General features: G+C 64.6%; 16 protein-coding genes and 1 tRNA gene. 9 read left to right on the forward strand and 8 right to left on the reverse strand.

Annotated features, from left to right (window positions below; translation table 11 throughout):
• The first annotated feature begins 18 nt into the window (after nt 1–18).
• Complete coding sequence (locus AC25MA_RS11020) at nt 19–906, forward strand: LysR family transcriptional regulator (RefSeq protein ID WP_062574862.1); 888 nt, start codon at nt 19–21, stop codon at nt 904–906.
• On the opposite strand, the gene AC25MA_RS11025 is transcribed toward AC25MA_RS11020, so the two are convergent.
• A complete protein-coding gene (locus tag AC25MA_RS11025; protein WP_028693010.1) occupies nt 894–1,673 on the reverse strand; it encodes an AraC family transcriptional regulator in 780 nt (259 codons plus the stop codon). The genes AC25MA_RS11020 and AC25MA_RS11025 overlap by 13 nt on opposite strands.
• A gap of 245 nt (nt 1,674–1,918) precedes the next feature.
• Between AC25MA_RS11025 and AC25MA_RS11030 the strand changes: the two genes are divergently transcribed.
• The 5 genes from AC25MA_RS11030 to AC25MA_RS11050 all read left to right on the forward strand — a co-directional run bounded on the left by AC25MA_RS11030 (nt 1,919) and on the right by AC25MA_RS11050 (nt 8,390).
• Nucleotides 1,919–3,535, forward strand: a complete 1,617-nt coding sequence (locus AC25MA_RS11030; protein WP_028693009.1) for an APC family permease — start codon at nt 1,919–1,921, stop codon at nt 3,533–3,535.
• Between the two features lie 23 nt (nt 3,536–3,558).
• Nucleotides 3,559–4,485 carry a 4-hydroxyproline epimerase gene (locus tag AC25MA_RS11035; RefSeq protein ID WP_069016392.1) on the forward strand — a complete coding sequence of 309 codons (927 nt, stop codon included), beginning with the start codon at nt 3,559–3,561 and terminating at the stop codon, nt 4,483–4,485.
• A 41-nt stretch (nt 4,486–4,526) separates the two neighbouring features.
• On the forward strand, nt 4,527–5,474 hold the full coding sequence (locus AC25MA_RS11040) for a dihydrodipicolinate synthase family protein (RefSeq protein ID WP_486972023.1): 948 nt from the start codon (nt 4,527–4,529) through the stop codon (nt 5,472–5,474).
• 96 nt (nt 5,475–5,570) lie between these two features.
• Nucleotides 5,571–7,148 (forward strand): aldehyde dehydrogenase (NADP(+)), encoded by a 1,578-nt coding sequence (locus AC25MA_RS11045; RefSeq protein ID WP_486972024.1) that lies wholly within the window; start codon nt 5,571–5,573, stop codon nt 7,146–7,148.
• Between the two features lie 3 nt (nt 7,149–7,151).
• Nucleotides 7,152–8,390, forward strand: a complete 1,239-nt coding sequence (locus tag AC25MA_RS11050) for an NAD(P)/FAD-dependent oxidoreductase (protein WP_028693005.1) — start codon at nt 7,152–7,154, stop codon at nt 8,388–8,390.
• A 102-nt stretch (nt 8,391–8,492) separates the two neighbouring features.
• Here the strand turns inward: AC25MA_RS11050 and AC25MA_RS11055 are convergent, their stop codons facing one another.
• Complete coding sequence (locus tag AC25MA_RS11055) at nt 8,493–9,584, reverse strand: NADH:flavin oxidoreductase/NADH oxidase (RefSeq protein ID WP_028693004.1); 1,092 nt, start codon at nt 9,582–9,584, stop codon at nt 8,493–8,495.
• Between the two features lie 53 nt (nt 9,585–9,637).
• Between AC25MA_RS11055 and AC25MA_RS11060 the strand changes: the two genes are divergently transcribed.
• On the forward strand, nt 9,638–9,973 hold the full coding sequence (locus tag AC25MA_RS11060) for an ArsR/SmtB family transcription factor (protein WP_028693003.1): 336 nt from the start codon (nt 9,638–9,640) through the stop codon (nt 9,971–9,973).
• A gap of 127 nt (nt 9,974–10,100) precedes the next feature.
• Here the strand turns inward: AC25MA_RS11060 and mqo are convergent, their stop codons facing one another.
• Entirely contained in the window at nt 10,101–11,738 is a 1,638-nt protein-coding gene (gene mqo, locus AC25MA_RS11065; RefSeq protein WP_062360541.1) for a malate dehydrogenase (quinone), read from the reverse strand.
• Nucleotides 11,739–12,065: 327 nt separating this feature from the next.
• Nucleotides 12,066–12,257, reverse strand: a complete 192-nt coding sequence (locus tag AC25MA_RS11070; protein ID WP_023630554.1) for a DUF4223 family protein — start codon at nt 12,255–12,257, stop codon at nt 12,066–12,068.
• A 491-nt stretch (nt 12,258–12,748) separates the two neighbouring features.
• Between AC25MA_RS11070 and AC25MA_RS11075 the strand changes: the two genes are divergently transcribed.
• Nucleotides 12,749–12,985: a hypothetical protein gene (locus AC25MA_RS11075; protein ID WP_069016387.1), complete on the forward strand. Its 237-nt coding sequence runs from the start codon at nt 12,749–12,751 to the stop codon at nt 12,983–12,985.
• 28 nt (nt 12,986–13,013) lie between these two features.
• Complete coding sequence (locus AC25MA_RS11080) at nt 13,014–13,304, forward strand: DUF3077 domain-containing protein (protein ID WP_186597185.1); 291 nt, start codon at nt 13,014–13,016, stop codon at nt 13,302–13,304.
• Between the two features lie 67 nt (nt 13,305–13,371).
• Here AC25MA_RS11080 and AC25MA_RS11085 read toward each other — a convergent pair whose 3' ends face one another.
• From AC25MA_RS11085 to purC, 4 genes are all read right to left on the reverse strand, one after another.
• Nucleotides 13,372–13,614 (reverse strand): hypothetical protein, encoded by a 243-nt coding sequence (locus AC25MA_RS11085; protein WP_028692999.1) that lies wholly within the window; start codon nt 13,612–13,614, stop codon nt 13,372–13,374.
• An 11-nt stretch (nt 13,615–13,625) separates the two neighbouring features.
• The gene (locus tag AC25MA_RS11090; RefSeq protein ID WP_069016385.1) at nt 13,626–14,105 is read right to left on the reverse strand and encodes a hypothetical protein; all 480 of its coding nucleotides are present in this window, start codon (nt 14,103–14,105) and stop codon (nt 13,626–13,628) included.
• A 228-nt stretch (nt 14,106–14,333) separates the two neighbouring features.
• A tRNA-Ser gene (locus AC25MA_RS11095) sits at nt 14,334–14,423 on the reverse strand.
• A gap of 91 nt (nt 14,424–14,514) precedes the next feature.
• Nucleotides 14,515–15,225, reverse strand: a complete 711-nt coding sequence (gene purC, locus AC25MA_RS11100; RefSeq protein ID WP_004375217.1) for a phosphoribosylaminoimidazolesuccinocarboxamide synthase — start codon at nt 15,223–15,225, stop codon at nt 14,515–14,517.
• Nucleotides 15,226–15,237 lie beyond the last annotated feature (12 nt).

Here is a 15,237-nt window from a genome sequence, read left to right on the forward strand (position 1 = left end):
GCAACCCCAGGCCGCACCATGGACATCAAACAGCTCAAGTTTCTCATCGCCCTCGACCAGACCCGCCACTTCGGCCAGGCCGCGGCGCTGTGCCACATCACCCAGCCGACCCTGTCCATGCGCCTGCGCAACCTCGAGGACGAACTGGACCTGGTGCTGGTCAAGCGCGGCCAGCGCTTCGAAGGGTTCACCGAAGCCGGCGAACGCATCCTGGCCTGGGCCCGCACCCTGCTCGCCGCCCATGACGGCCTGCAGGCCGAGGCCGCCAGCTGCCGCGGCCAGGTGGTCGGCAGCCTGCGCCTGGGCACCGTGCCGCTGGCCAGCTTCAACCCCATGCAACTGCTGATGCCACTGCGTGAGAAGTACCCCGAGCTGCACTTCCAGCTGTCGTCACTGAGCTCCGAGCAGGTGATCGATGGCCTGAGCCGCAACCAGCTCGACCTGGGCATCTGCTACCTCGACCAGGTCAACACCAGCTTCTTCGAAGTGATCGAGCTGAGCACCACCACCATGGGCCTGCTGCACGACACCCGGCACTTCCAGTTCGAGGCCGACAGCCTGCGCTGGGAAGACCTCGGCGAGCTGCCGCTGGGCCTGCTGAGCAAGGGCATGCACTACCGCCAGTCCCTCGACCTGAGCTTGCGCAGCCGGGGCCTTGCGCCCAATGCCGTGCTCGAGAGCGACTCGACCTTCCAGCTGATCCAGGCGATCAACATCGGCGTGTGCTGCGCGATCATGCCACTGGACTGCGGCCTGGAAGACCTCAGCCAGCACATGCGCATCATCCCGGTGCAGGAAGCCAGCATCCACAGCCCGGTCGGCCTGCTGCTGCGCCGCAGCGAGCCGCGCTCGGCCATCGCCGAGCAGTGTTTCGACGAGGCCCGCGCCCTGTTTCAACCCTCCTGAGCCGTCGCCTGGCGGTACTGTCGCGGGGTGAAACCGGTCAGTTGCCTGAACTGCCGGCTGAAGGCGCTGTGGTCGGTATAGCCACAGCGCAGGGCCACCTCGATGATCGGCAGGTCGCTGTGCAGCAGTTGATGTGCATGCTCCAGGCGGGCCTTGTGAATCATCTGCCGGGGCGTGAGGTGGAACACCCGTTTGCAGTAACGCTCCAGCTGCGCCACCGAAATCCCGGCGATGCGGGTCAGCTCGCCCATGCTGATCGGCTGGTGGAAATGCGCGCGGATATGCGCATCCACCGCCGCCAGACGCTGGTAGGCGGGGTGGGTGTCGGCGGCTGACTGCAGGTCGACCGAAATGCCCACCAGGCCGATGATCCTCCCCGCCGGCTCGTACAACGGACGCTTGTGGGTCAGGCACCAGCCTGGTTCGCGGCTGCCGTACAGGTGCAGCTCCAGCTGGTCTTCCAGCACCAGGCCCTGCTCCAGCACCCGGCGGTCCTGCTCGGTATAGCCGGGGCCCAGGCGCGCCGGGAACACCTCGGCGCTGGTCTTGCCCAGCAAGGGTGCCAGGTGCTTCAGGCCACAGCGCTGGACCAGTGTGCGGTTGGCCAGGACATAGCGAGCCTGGTCGTCCTTGATGAAGATCGCCGCGTTGGCAAGGACGTCGAGCATCGGCAGCAGCCAGACCACGCCGGCCAGCAAGGCTTCGAGGGATTCAGGGCGATGCTGGTCAAGGTGCTGGTACAGCGCAGTCAATGGTTGCTCGGGCATGCGGTTATCCCTCGTGGCTCTCGCGGCCCTGCAAGCCTAGTCAGCAGCCCCCGCCGGGCGCCAGCACTCGCGCCCGACTATGCCGATTTCGTCACCCACCTTGCAGAAAACCATCAAGAACGCCGGCCTCGATCGGTCCACTCTATGCCCCACGCAAGCCGCCCCACGACCTACAAGAGCGCGGCCGACCAAGCCGCATCGTGACATCAGACCTGCCTATCCAAAACCTACAAAAAGGCGCAACCATGTCAGGCAAATTCAAGAAACAGCTGTCCCTGCTGGACCTCACCTTCATCGGCCTGGGCGCCATCTTCGGCTCCGGCTGGCTGTTCGCCGCCAGCCACGTCTCGGCCATCGCCGGCCCGGCCGGCATCCTCTCCTGGTTCCTCGGCGGCTTCGCCGTGCTGCTGCTGGGCATCGTCTACTGCGAGCTCGGCGCCGCCCTGCCGCGGGCCGGTGGCGTGGTGCGCTACCCGGTGTACTCCCATGGCCCGCTGCTGGGCTACCTGATGGGCTTCATCACCCTGATCGCCTTCTCCAGCCTGATCGCCATCGAGGTGGTTGCCTCGCGCCAGTATGCCGCGGCCTGGTTTCCGGCCTTGACCAAGACCGGCTCCAGCGACCCGACGGTGCTCGGCTGGCTGGTGCAGTTCGCCCTGCTCGGGCTGTTCTTCCTGCTCAACTACCGCAGCGTGAAGACCTTCGCCAAGGCCAACAACCTGGTCAGCGTGTTCAAGTTCATCGTGCCGCTGCTGGTGATCGGCGTGCTGTTCACCTTCTTCAAGCCGGAGAACTTCGAGGTCCAGGGCTTCGCGCCGTTCGGCCTGTCCGGCGTGGAAATGGCGGTGTCGGCCGGCGGCATCATCTTCGCCTACCTGGGGCTCACGCCGATCATCTCGGTGGCCAGCGAGGTGAAGAACCCGCAGCGCACCATCCCCATCGCGCTGATTCTCTCGGTGCTGCTGTCCACCGCGATCTACGCCCTGCTGCAACTGGCGTTCCTCGGCAGCGTGCCGACCGAGATGATTGCCAACGGCTGGGCCGGAGTGACCAAGGAGTTGGCCCTGCCCTACCGTGACATCGCCCTGGCCCTGGGCGTCGGCTGGCTGGCCTACCTGGTGGTGGCCGACGCGGTGATCTCGCCCAGCGGCTGCGGCAACATCTATATGAATGCCACCCCACGAGTGATTTATGGCTGGGCGCAGACCGGCACCTTCTTCAAGTACTTCACCCGCATCGACGAGCAATCCGGCATCCCGCGCCCGGCGCTGTGGCTGACCTTCGGCCTGGCGGTGTTCTGGACCCTGCCGTTCCCGTCCTGGGAAGCGCTCATCAACGTGGTCTCTGCCGCCCTGGTGCTCAGCTACGCGGTGGCCCCGGTTTCGGTCGCCGCCCTGCGCCGCAGCGCCCCCGACATGGCCCGGCCGTTCCGGGTCAAAGGCATGGGCGTGCTCGGCCCGCTGTCGTTCATCATCGCCGCGCTGATCGTCTACTGGTCGGGCTGGAACACCGTGTCCTGGCTGCTGGCGCTGCAGATCGTGATGTTCGTGCTGTACCTGCTGTGCCGCCGCTTCGTGCCCACCGAACACCTGTCGCTGGGCCAGCAGGTGCGCTCGTCGGCCTGGCTGATCGGCTTCTACGCCGTGACCATTTTCCTTTCCTGGCTGGGCAGCTTCGGCGGTCTGGGCGTGATCGGCCATCCGCTGGACACCCTGATCGTCGCTGCCACTGCCCTGGGCATCTACTACTGGGGCGCGGCCACTGGCGTGCCGGCCCGGCTGGTGCGGCTCGATGGCGACGATGAAAGCGAAGCCGGCAGCGAACCCCATGCCGGCCAGCACCCCGCCGCCGTCGCCTCCTGACCCACTACCGAATGGACACGCTGATGAAACAGGTTCATGTAATCGACTCCCATACCGGCGGCGAACCGACCCGCTTGGTGATGAAGGGTTTCCCGCCCCTGCACGGCCGCAGCATGGCCGAGCAGCGCGACGAACTGCGCGAGCTGCACGACCACTGGCGCCGCGCCTGCCTGCTGGAGCCACGTGGCAACGATGTGCTGGTGGGCGCGCTGTACTGCCCGCCGGTCTCTGCCGACGCCACCTGCGGGGTGATCTTCTTCAACAACGCCGGCTACCTGAACATGTGCGGCCACGGCACCATCGGCCTGGTTGCCTCGCTACGCCACCTGGGCCTGATCGAGCCGGGCGTGCACAAGATCGATACACCGGTCGGCCAGGTCAGCGCCACCCTGCATGACGATGGATCCGTCACCGTCGGCAACGTGCCGTCCTACCGCTACCGCCGGCAGGTTGCCGTGGACGTGCCGGGGCACGGCCTGGTGCGCGGCGACATCGCCTGGGGCGGCAACTGGTTCTTCCTGGTTTCCGACCACGGCCAGCGCATCGCGCTGGACAACCGCGAAACCCTCACCGACTACGCCTGGACCCTGCTCAAGACCCTCGAGGCCCAAGGCATCACCGGCGAACACGGCGCCCCGATCGACCATGTCGAACTGTTCGCCGACGACGCCAACGCCGACAGCCGCAACTTCGTCATGTGCCCCGGCAAGGCCTACGACCGCTCGCCCTGCGGCACCGGCACCAGCGCCAAGCTGGCGTGCCTGGCCGCCGACGGCAAGCTCGCCGAAGGCCAGACCTGGGTCCAGGCCAGCATCACCGGCAGCCAGTTCCATGGCCGCTACGAGCGCGACGGCGAACGCATTCGCCCGTTCATCACCGGTCGCGCCCACATGACCGCCGACAGCACCCTGCTGATCGACGAGCAGGACCCGTTCGCCTGGGGCATCTGACCCCGTTCATTTCCCACTGAATACCGCCAGGAGTGACAACCATGACCAACAACATCTTCACCGGCACCATGCCCGCCCTGATGACCCCCTGCACCGCCGAACGCAAACCGGAGTTCGACGCCCTGGTGCGCAAGGGCCGCGAACTGATCGACGCCGGCATGAGCGCCGTGGTGTACTGCGGCTCGATGGGCGACTGGCCGCTGCTGACCGAGGCCGAACGCCAGGAGGGCGTGGCGCGCCTGGTCGCCGCCGGCATCCCGACCATCGTCGGCACCGGTGCGGTGAACACCCGCGAGGCTGTGTCCCACGCATCCCACGCCGCCAGGGTCGGCGCCGCCGGCCTGATGGTCATCCCCCGGGTGCTGTCCCGTGGCGCATCGCTGACCGCCCAGCAACACCACTTCTCGGCGATCCTCGCCGCCGCGCCGAAGCTGCCAGCGGTGATCTACAACAGCCCCTACTACGGTTTCGCCACCCGCGCCGACCTGTTCTTCGCCCTGCGTCGCGAGTACCCCAACCTGATCGGCTTCAAGGAGTTCGGCGGTGCCGCCGACCTGCGCTACGCCGCCGAGCACATCACCTCCCAGGACGATGATGTGACCCTGATGGTCGGCGTCGACACCCAAGTGGTGCACGGTTTCGTCAACTGCAACGCCACCGGCGCCATCACCGGCATCGGCAACGCGCTGCCCCGTGAAGTGCTGCAACTGGTCAGCTTGAGCAAGCGCGCCGCCAAGGGCGATGCCAAGGCCCGGCGCCAGGCTCGGGAGCTGGAGTCGGCGCTGGCGGTACTGTCCTCGTTCGATGAAGGCTGCGACCTGGTGCTGTACTACAAGCACCTGATGGTGCTCAACGGCGACAGCGAGTACCGCCTGCACTTCAACGAAACCGACGCCCTCACCGACGCCCAGCGACACTACGCCGAACAGCAGTACGCGCTGTTCCGCACCTGGTACGCCAACTGGTCGGCCGAGCAGAACATCGCCTGATCACCGCAACTCCTGTGGGAGCGGCCTTGTGTCGCGAAAGGGGCGCATGGCGCCCCCAACAGGTCCAGACCTTATCCAGATTCTCCAGGACGCCCCATGACCCTCACCGGCAATCTACTGATCGGCCAGCGCGCCGTCACAGGCACCCAGGCCGCGATCCATGCCATCGACCCGGCCACCGACACCCCGCTCGCCCCACCCTACGCCGGCGCCAGCGCCGAACAGCTAACCCAGGCCTGCGACCTGGCCTGGGCGGCATTCGATGCCTACCGCGAAACCACCTCCGAACAACGCGCCCACTTTCTCGACACTATCGCCGAGCAGATCGAAGCCCTGGGCGATGCCCTGATCGACCGCGCCAACGCCGAGACCGGCCTGCCCAAGGCGCGTCTGCTGGGCGAGCGCGGCCGCACCTGCGCGCAACTGCGCACCTTCGCTCGCGTGGTGCGGGCCGGTGAATGGCTGGATGTACGGGTGGACAACGCCCTGCCCGACCGCCAGCCACTGCCACGTCCCGACCTGCGCCAACGACAGGTTGCCCTGGGCCCGGTGGCGGTGTTCGGCGCCAGCAATTTCCCGCTGGCCTTCTCGGTGGCCGGCGGCGACACCGCCTCGGCACTGGCCGCCGGTTGCCCGGTGGTGGTCAAGGCCCATGGCGCCCACCCCGGCACCAGCGAGCTGGTCGGCCAGGCCGTGGCCCGGGCAGTCGCGAAGTGCGAGCTGCCCGAAGGCGTGTTCTCGCTGCTGTACGGCGCCGGCCGCGAGGTCGGTATCGGTCTGGTCAGCGACCCGCGCATCAAGGCCGTCGGCTTCACCGGCTCGCGCAGTGGCGGCCTCGCGCTGTGCCAGGCCGCCCAGGCACGTCCCGAGCCAATCCCCGTCTATGCCGAAATGAGCTCGATCAACCCGGTGTTCCTCTTCGACGCCGCCCTGCAGGACCGAGCGGAATCTCTGGCCCAAACCTTCGTCGCTTCGCTGACCCAGGGTGCCGGCCAGTTCTGTACCAACCCCGGGCTGTTGATCGCCCGCCAGGGTCCAGCACTCGAACGTTTCATCAGCACCGCCGCCGAGCATGTCCGGCAAGCCGCGGCGCAGACCATGCTCACCCCGGGCATTGCCAGCGCCTATGCCAATGGCGTCGCCGCGCTGGGTGAGAACGGCAATGCCCGCCAGATCGCCAGCGGCCAGCCCCATCACGGCCCGAACCAGTGCCAAGCGCACCTGTTCGTCACCTCGGCCCAGGCGTTTCTCGCCGATCCGGCGCTGCAGGCCGAAGTGTTCGGCGCCGCCTCGCTGGTGGTCGCCTGCGACAGCGACGAGCAAGTCCGTCAGGTTGCCGAGCATCTGGAAGGGCAACTGACCGCCACCCTGCACCTGGACGCCGCCGACCTCGACTGCGCCCGCCAACTGCTACCTACCCTCGAACGCAAGGCCGGGCGGATCCTGATCAACGGTTGGCCGACCGGCGTCGAGGTGTGCGACGCGATGGTCCACGGCGGCCCGTTCCCGGCCACCTCCGACACCCGCGGCACCTCGGTGGGCACCGCGGCGATCCTGCGTTTCCTGCGCCCGGTGTGCTACCAGGACTTCCCCGATGCTCTGCTGCCCACTGCGCTGCAACAGGGCAACCCGCTGCACCTGCGCCGCTTGCTCGATGGCCGGCGGGAAGGCTGAACCATGACCGCCACTGACACGGACATCGCCGTGGTCGGCGCCGGCATTGTCGGCGTCGCCTGCGCCCTGCAGCTGGCCCGCCAGGGCCACCGGGTGCTGCTGATCGATCGCCAGGCACCGGGCCACGGTGCGTCTTTTGGCAATGCCGGGCACCTGGCCACCGAGCAGGTGTTTCCCATCGCCGACCTGTCGATTCTCAAGCGCCTGCCGGCCATGCTGCTGGACCCGATGGGCCCGCTGCGCCTGGACTGGAAGTACCTGCCACGGGCCCTGCCCTGGTTCACCCGCCTGCTGCTCAACCTGCGACCGGCGCCGTTCCAGCGCAGCGTCGCGGGCCTTCGTGCGCTGAACGAAAGCAGCCTCGGCGCCTGGCAACGGCTGCTCGCCTCCATCGAGCGCAGCCACCTGCTCAAGGAGGACGGTTCACTGCTGGTGTTCGAACGCCACGCATCGCGCCAGGCGCTCGCGGCGTTGCGCGCCCGCCTGCAGGCACAGGCCGTGCCCGTGGACCTGTGGTCGGCTGAGGCGGTAAGCGAAGCGGCACCGCAGTTGAGTCCGTCGATCCTGGGTGGCCTGTTCTTCCCGCGCACCGGTCACTTCCTCGACCCCTACCAGGTGGTCTGCGAACTGTTCAGCGCCGCCAGGGCCAGTGGCGTACGCTTCCTGCGCGCCGAGGTCGATGGCGGCCAGGTGCATGGCCAGGGCATCAGCCTCGCCAGCGACCAGGGCACCCTCGAGGCCCGCCAGGTGTTGATCAGTGCCGGGGCACATTCGGCGAGACTCACGGCCGCCCTGACCGGTCGGCGGGTACCGCTGGATACCGAGCGCGGCTACCACCTGATGCTGCCGGCGGAGCACCAGCGCCTGCCGTTCGCCGTCACCTCGCTGGAGCGCAAGTTCATCATGACGCCCATGGCCGACGGCCTGCGCCTGGCCGGCACGGTGGAATTCGCCGGACTCGAGGCGCCGCCGAGCATGCAGCGGGCGTGGCAACTGCATCGGTTGAGCAAAGGCTTGTTCCGGCGCGAGCTGGATGCCGAGGGGGCGACGCCGTGGATGGGGTTCCGGCCTTCGTTGCCGGATTCGCTGCCGGTGATCGACCGAGTGGCCGATGGCAAGGTGCTGCTAGCGTTCGGGCATCAGCACCTGGGGTTGACCCAGGCGGCGGTGACGGCGGAGTGGGTGGGGCGGTTGGCTGCGGGGGCCGAAGTGGAACAAGCATACCAGTTGGATCGGTTCTGAGATTGCCGGGGCCTTGCGCCTCTTTCGCGGTGCAAGGCCTGCGCGTTCCCTGTGGGAGCGGCCTTGGGTCGCGAAAGGGCCGCAAAGCGGCCCCAGCCTCACTCAGCGATACCGCTCAAGCCAATGCGCATAAGGCGCCGGCAGCGTCCACGCCGCCTTGTCCACGCCCAGGGCCTTGGCGGCGGCATACGGCCAGTGCGGATCAGCCAGGTGCGCACGCCCCACCGACACCAGGTCGAGCTGATTGGCCTGCAACGCGCCCTCGGCCAGCTCCGGCGTGCCAAAGCCCCAGGCCGAGGTCACCGGCAGCTTCGCCTCGCGGCGCACCCGCTCGGCGATCGGCCCCAGGAATGCCGGGCCCCACGGGATGTTGGTCTGGGGAATGGTGAAGCCGACGCTGACGCTCAGCAGATCGAGGCCGCCAGCCTTGAAGCGACGGGCCAGTTCAATGGACTCCAGCAGGGTCTGCTCGTCACGCCCATCGTACTCCACCACGCCAAAGCGAGCGGTCAGCGGCAGGTGCTCCGGCCACACCTCACGTACCGCGGCCAGGGTTTCCAGGAGGAAGCGCGTGCGGTTGTCGAAGCTGCCGCCATAGGCGTCGGTACGCTGGTTGGAGTGCTCGGAGAAGAAGCTCTGGCCCAGGTAGCCGTGGGCGAAGTGCAGCTCGATCCACTCGAAGCCGGCATCGCGGGCACGGCGCGCGGCATCGACGAAGTCCTGCTTGACCCGGGCGATATCGTCCAGGGTCATGGCCTTGGGCACTTTCGGCAGGTGGCCGCCAAAGGCGATGGCAGACGGGGCAATGGTGTCCCAACCACGGGCATCGTCGGCGGCGATATGGTCATCACCTTCCCAGGGGCGGTTGGCACTGGCCTTGCGACCGGCGTGGGCGATCTGGATGCCCGGCACGGAACCGGCGGCCTTGATCGCCTTGACCACAGGCACGAAGGCCTGGGCCTGGGCGTCGTTCCAGATGCCGGCGCAGCCGGGGGTGATGCGCCCTTCCGGCGACACCGCAGTGGCCTCGACCACCACCAGGCCGGCGCCGCCACGGGCCAGGCCCGCGTAATGCACCTGGTGCCAGTCATTGATCAGGCCATCCTCAGCCATGTACTGGCACATCGGCGGAATGGCAATGCGGTTGCGCAGGGTGACGTCTTTGAGGGTGTAGGGTTCGAACAAGGCGGCCATGAGGTCACTCCAGGGACGGGGGTTGGATACGATTGTTCGATCATATTCGAACTATGGCAATTTGTGAAACCCCCGTTATCATGTCGTCCATGCGAGCCTATACCCACCCCAATCCCGAAGACCTGACACTGGAGCGCCTGCTCTACGCCCTGAGCGACCCTGTGCGCATGGAAATCGTCCGCCATCTGGCCGGTGTTGCCGAAGCCAGCTGCGGTGAGCTGGACGGCGGCCGGCCCAAGTCGAGCATGTCCCATCACTTTCGCGTCTTGCGCGATTCAGGGCTGGTGCACACTCGCAACGTTGGTACCACGCACATGAATTCGCTGCGCAGCGAAGAACTCGAAAGCCGCTTTCCGGGGTTGCTGGGCAGTATCCTCGAGCAGCGTTGAGCTTCTAGGCAACGCGGCGGCTTAGCTTGCCCTGGCTCGGGCAAAACTCAGGCACAAAAAAACCACGAGGCCGCCAGGGGCGATCCTCGTGGTGGGTGTTGCCGGGCGAGCCCGGCAAGCAGGGGCCTTACAGCGCCATGTCGTTCGCAGGCTTGCTCTCGACCGGTGCGGCTGGCGCCACGCTGGTCTTGACGCTCTGGTCGATCACCGGCGGCTTCTCCAGTTGCAGGACTTCGGCGGTGTAGTCCCACTCTTTCTGGGTGGCGGCGGCCGAATCGTTCAGCTTGGTACCGTAGCTCGGGACGATCTCCTTGATCTTGGCCTGCCACTCAGGGGTGGCGACCTTCTCCTTGAACACGGTTTCCAGCACGTTGAGCATGATCGGCGCGGCGGTCGAGGCGCCTGGCGAGGCGCCCAGCAGGCCGGCGATGGTGCGGTCTTCGGAAGCCACGACCTCGGTGCCCAGCTTCAGCACGCCGCCCTTGTCGGCATCACGCTTGATGATCTGCACGCGCTGACCGGCCTGCCACAGTTTCCAGTCTTCCTTCTTGGCGTTCGGGAAGTAGGTCTGCAGGGCGGCGAAACGGTCGTCGTCGGACTGCATCAGCTGGCCGGCGAGGTACTCGACCAGCGGGTACTGATCGATGCCGACGCGGGCCATCGGCCAGACGTTGTGGGTGGTGGTGCTGCTCAGCAGGTCCAGGTACGAACCGTTCTTCAGGAACTTGGTCGAGAAGGTGGCGAATGGCCCGAACAGGATCACGCGCTTGCCGTCCAGCACGCGGGTGTCCAGGTGCGGAACCGACATGGGTGGCGCGCCAGTCGAGGCGATGCCGTAGGCCTTGGCCATGTGCTGCATGGCAACGGTCGGGTTCTCGGTCACCAGGAACGAGCCGCCCACCGGGAAGCCTGCGTACTCCTTGGCTTCCGGGATGCCCGACTTCTGCAGCAGCTTCAGCGCGCCGCCGCCAGCACCGATGAACAGGAACTTGGCGTCGGTGGCGTGCTCGGTGCCATCCTTCAGGTTCTTGTACTCGACGTGCCAGGAGCCGTCTTCGTTGCGGGTGATGTCCTGCACTTCGCTGGACAGCTTCAGGTCGAAGTTTTCCTTGGTCTTCAGGTGACCGACGAACTGACGGGTGATCTCACCGAAGTTGACGTCGGTGCCGATCGGCGTCCAGGTCACGGCCAGCTTCTGGTTCGGGTCACGGCCTTCCATCATCAGCGGGACCCACTTGGCGATCTGCGCGTGGTCTTCCGAGTACTGCATCGGACGGAACAGCGGGCTGGCCTGCAGGGCGTCGTAGCGCTTCTTCAGGAACTTGATGTTGTCATCGCCCCAGACGAAGCTCATGTGCGGGGTGGTGTTGATGAACGAGTGCGGGTTCTTCAGCACGCCCTGGCGTACCTGCCAGGCCCAGAACTGACGGGAGATCTGGAACGACTCGTTGATCTCGATGGCCTTGGTGATGTTGACCTTGCCGTCTTTGTCTTCCGGGGTGTAATTCAGCTCGGCCAGCGCGGAGTGGCCAGTACCGGCGTTGTTCCAGCCGTTGGAGCTTTCTTCGGCGACGCCGTCCAGGCGCTCGACCATTTCCATCGACCAGCTCGGCTCCAGCTCGTTGAGCCAGACCGCCAGGGTGGAACTCATGATGCCGCCGCCAACCAGCAGCACGTCGACTTTCTTGGTGTCTTCGGCGTGCGCTTGCATGAAGCTCGCCGCGACTGCCAGACCCAGCAAGGTCTTGCCAGCTTTCTTGAACATTGATCGATTCCAGTCAGTAGAACGGAGGGTGGGCCTGTGGCTGGCCCAGGTATTCCATGTTCTTCAGCGCAGGCTTGTTGTGATCATTGTTCAGCAGCCAGAGAGACATTGGACGCGCCAGCCTTTGGTCGGATTGACCGACAAGGCTGAAACGATTTACGGATTGTAACCGAATTGCCAGCACAAACAAACGCGGGTCGGGGCGTCAAGACGACAGGTTGCCACGCGACAAGCCACCGCGCCCCCCCAAACAAAAACCCCCGGCCACATCCATGGTCGGGGGTCTTGGATCAGGCCGTGAACGACCCGATCAGGGTATTTCCAAGGTTACTGCTGCTGAGGCAGTTTATCGATCGGGCCGCAGCCGCCGATGATCTTGGAGATGGAAACCGATGGGTGGAACAGGTAGTCGTACGAGCAGTTCTTAGGCTGGTTGTAGACTTGGCCAGTGCAACCGGACAGCAGGGCAACGCCCGAAACGACAGCAACAGCGACAGTAGCTTTGATCAGCTTTTTCATAAAAATCCTTTAAGTCCATGATCCACCATCAAACGGATGGCGCGCGGATCATACGGGAAAGGGCGGTGAGAATGAAAGGCGTTAGTACAGGTGCACTAGTTGACAGGGGTCAACTAACAAGTTGTTGGCACGGCAACTAGCGGGTTGAACTATTTGCTAAAACGTTACAGGCGGGTAATTCCTTTCAGCTTCCTACAGATTTTCATCAGACTTTCCTGATTCCCTGTAGTCCATTTCCCAAGCACACTTTTTCCCCATTCAAGCCGTTGCAGCTGCTCGATCTGCGACTTAGTCTCGACCCGTCGTTACCAACTCAACGACCGGCTTTGACAGGCCGTAGCTCAGAACGCAATGGCTGCTTTATGGCAGTTGTGCGTGGGGCACATTCGTGTGCGCCGGGAACCTGAGCCTCGGTCTGTCAACCTACGTACAGCTGCCTCCATTGGTTTGACAGCTTGTGGTGGACGCCCCAAATTGCTCAGGTTACTACCATGATAAAAATTGTCCCCGACCCTCCGCTACAAGCATCCGACTCCCCTCATACCCTCGAGGACCTGCTCGTCCAGATCGCCGAGTATCTCGTCTGCGCCCTCACCGCCGCCCAGCACGCCGCCATGATCCACACCAAGCCGCCGGGCCAGGTCATGGCCCTGACCGCCGTGCACGAAATCGACAGCGCACGCAGCTTGGTCGAAATGGCCCTGAGCCGTGTACAGGCAAGGCATTGATCGCGCCCTGAGAACAAGGAGAACCGGCATGACTCAAGACAAGCGCATCACCACCGTGGGCATCGGCAGCTTTGGCGAAAGCGGTGAAGTCGACAACGAAACTCCACTGTTCCAGGTCGTTGCTGGCCACCCCATGGACTATGCCCTGGAACAATCCACCCACTTGATAACCTGCGCCTACACCCTGAGCGATATCGCACTGACTCAGGATCTGAAGAACGCGCCTACTTTGTTAGCCGCCGCCCACTACCTCACCGGCATGGCCAAAGCACTGTCGCAAGATGTCTCTCACGCAGTGACGAACTGCCCCGCTGTTTGATGCAAAAAGCCCCGTAGCGCGAACTACGGGGCTTTCAGCAAAGATATCGGTAAAGACCTTTATCGCATCAACCAAGCTGTTCGAATCGCCGCCGCCTGACGAACAGGCCCACGCCCAACCCCGTGGCAAGGACCGACAGCAATCCCAGGTCCAACCCGAACAAACGGGCTTGGCTAACAATGATGCAACCGACGACACCAATCACCACCAGCGCCACCCCCAGCCACTTGCGCAGCGGGTAGGGCCTGAGAAACCGATCCAGCAGGCCATAAAGCAACAGGCCGATGACCGCATAGGTAATTTCGGACACAGGCGCCTCCCTCAGGTCTTGATGATCAGGGTCGAAGTGGAGTGCTGCGGACCGATGCCGCCATTGACCTGCGCCTCGATGCTGACCAGCACATCGCCAGCATGGTAGGTAGGCAAGACGTCATTGGCATAGGCACGCACCCCCGCGCCCACCGGCACGCCAACGTAAGGAGAGGCTACAGAGCTGGCGGCGGCGGCGAACGCCGAGGCGGCAAGGTTGGCAACCTTGGTGCGCTGGGCATTGAGGGTATCGCCCTGCTGGCGGGTCAACGGCTTGGAGATACCGATCTTCATCACGCACGGCAGCCCTTTGGCCAGCATCTTGTCGTACACCTCGACGACCTTGCTGTTGACCTCGTAGTGGGCACTCTTCGCTTCGCCAAAATGCAGCTCGCGCAATCGCCCGCGCTCGCTGTCGGTCAGGGTGATCTGCGAGACGTTGAAGACGATCCCGTGATTACCCATGTATTGAAAAGTACCCTCGAACTTCATTGCACGCGTCCTTACGAAACAAAGGTCGCGATTCTCTACGAGAGCAGCGCCGCTGCAAATCATGGCAGGTTGCCAGCAAGCGCCGAAGGCCCGCGGTTTTCCTGCTGCCGGTATTCCTTTTTTCAGGACCGCGGACCCGATGCTGACGCACGCTATCAGCAAGTTGCCATAAAAAACACGGGCAATGAAAAAAGCCCCGAGACATTAATCTCGGGGCTTTTCCATGTATGGCGGAGAGATAGGGATTTGAACCCTAGGTACTGTTGCCAGTACAACGGATTTCGAATCCGTCCCGTTCGACCACTCCGGCATCTCTCCAATGGCGCGCATCATACCAGCGATTTCGTTTCTGGCAAACCTTTTTTGAAAAAAATTCGCGTGGTATCAGGCGCTTGCGTGAACGCGCCGCTTACAGCGGCACGCCCAGGCGTTTGGCAACTTCTTCGTAGGCTTCGATCACGTCGCCCAGGCCCTGACGGAAGCGGTCCTTGTCCATCTTCTTGCGGGTCTCTTTGTCCCACAGGCGGCAGCCGTCCGGGCTGAATTCGTCGCCCAGGACGATCTGGCCGTGGAACACGCCAAACTCCAGCTTGAAGTCGACCAGCAGCAGGCCTGCGTCGTCGAACAGCTTGCTCAGCACTTCGTTGACCTTCAGCGACAGCTTCTTCATCTCGGCCAGCTGCTCGGCGGTGCCCCAGCCGAAAGCGACAACGTGGGATTCGTTGATGAAGGGGTCGCCCTTTTCGTCGTTCTTCAGGAACAGCTCGAAGGTGGACGGCTCCAGCTTGATGCCCTCCTCCACGCCCAGGCGCTTGACCAGGCTGCCGGCGGCGTAGTTGCGCACCACGCACTCGACCGGGATCATGTCGAGCTTCTTCACCAGGCACTCGTTGTCGCCCAGCAGCTTGTCGAACTGGGTCGGCACGCCGGCTTCTTCGAGCTTCTGCATGATGAAGGCATTGAACTTGTTGTTCACCATGCCCTTACGATCCAGTTGTTCGATGCGCTTGCCGTCGAACGCCGAGGTGTCGTTACGGAACAGCAGGATCAAGCGGTCGGCGTCGTCGGTCTTGTAAACCGATTTGGCCTTGCCGCGGTAGAGTTCGTCGCGTTTTTCCATGATGGGCTCCGC

The sequence above is a fragment of the Pseudomonas sp. P65(2024) genome (assembly GCF_057480955.1).

Bases quoted from the DNA above. Each gene is read 5' to 3' on its own strand.
- AC25MA_RS11075 (WP_069016387.1), top strand. From the start codon at position 12,749: ATGATAAAAATTGTCCCCGACCCTCCGCTACAAGCATCCGACTCCCCT.
- mqo (WP_062360541.1), bottom strand. From the start codon at position 11,738: ATGTTCAAGAAAGCTGGCAAGACCTTGCTGGGTCTGGCAGTCGCGGCG.
- AC25MA_RS11030 (WP_028693009.1), top strand. From the start codon at position 1,919: ATGTCAGGCAAATTCAAGAAACAGCTGTCCCTGCTGGACCTCACCTTC.
- purC (WP_004375217.1), bottom strand. From the start codon at position 15,225: ATGGAAAAACGCGACGAACTCTACCGCGGCAAGGCCAAATCGGTTTAC.
- AC25MA_RS11045 (WP_486972024.1), top strand. From the start codon at position 5,571: ATGACCCTCACCGGCAATCTACTGATCGGCCAGCGCGCCGTCACAGGC.
- AC25MA_RS11080 (WP_186597185.1), top strand. From the start codon at position 13,014: ATGACTCAAGACAAGCGCATCACCACCGTGGGCATCGGCAGCTTTGGC.
- AC25MA_RS11035 (WP_069016392.1), top strand. From the start codon at position 3,559: ATGAAACAGGTTCATGTAATCGACTCCCATACCGGCGGCGAACCGACC.
- AC25MA_RS11060 (WP_028693003.1), top strand. From the start codon at position 9,638: ATGGCAATTTGTGAAACCCCCGTTATCATGTCGTCCATGCGAGCCTAT.
- AC25MA_RS11055 (WP_028693004.1), bottom strand. From the start codon at position 9,584: ATGGCCGCCTTGTTCGAACCCTACACCCTCAAAGACGTCACCCTGCGC.
- AC25MA_RS11090 (WP_069016385.1), bottom strand. From the start codon at position 14,105: ATGAAGTTCGAGGGTACTTTTCAATACATGGGTAATCACGGGATCGTC.
- AC25MA_RS11020 (WP_062574862.1), top strand. From the start codon at position 19: ATGGACATCAAACAGCTCAAGTTTCTCATCGCCCTCGACCAGACCCGC.
- AC25MA_RS11025 (WP_028693010.1), bottom strand. From the start codon at position 1,673: ATGCCCGAGCAACCATTGACTGCGCTGTACCAGCACCTTGACCAGCAT.
- AC25MA_RS11040 (WP_486972023.1), top strand. From the start codon at position 4,527: ATGACCAACAACATCTTCACCGGCACCATGCCCGCCCTGATGACCCCC.
- AC25MA_RS11070 (WP_023630554.1), bottom strand. From the start codon at position 12,257: ATGAAAAAGCTGATCAAAGCTACTGTCGCTGTTGCTGTCGTTTCGGGC.
- AC25MA_RS11050 (WP_028693005.1), top strand. From the start codon at position 7,152: ATGACCGCCACTGACACGGACATCGCCGTGGTCGGCGCCGGCATTGTC.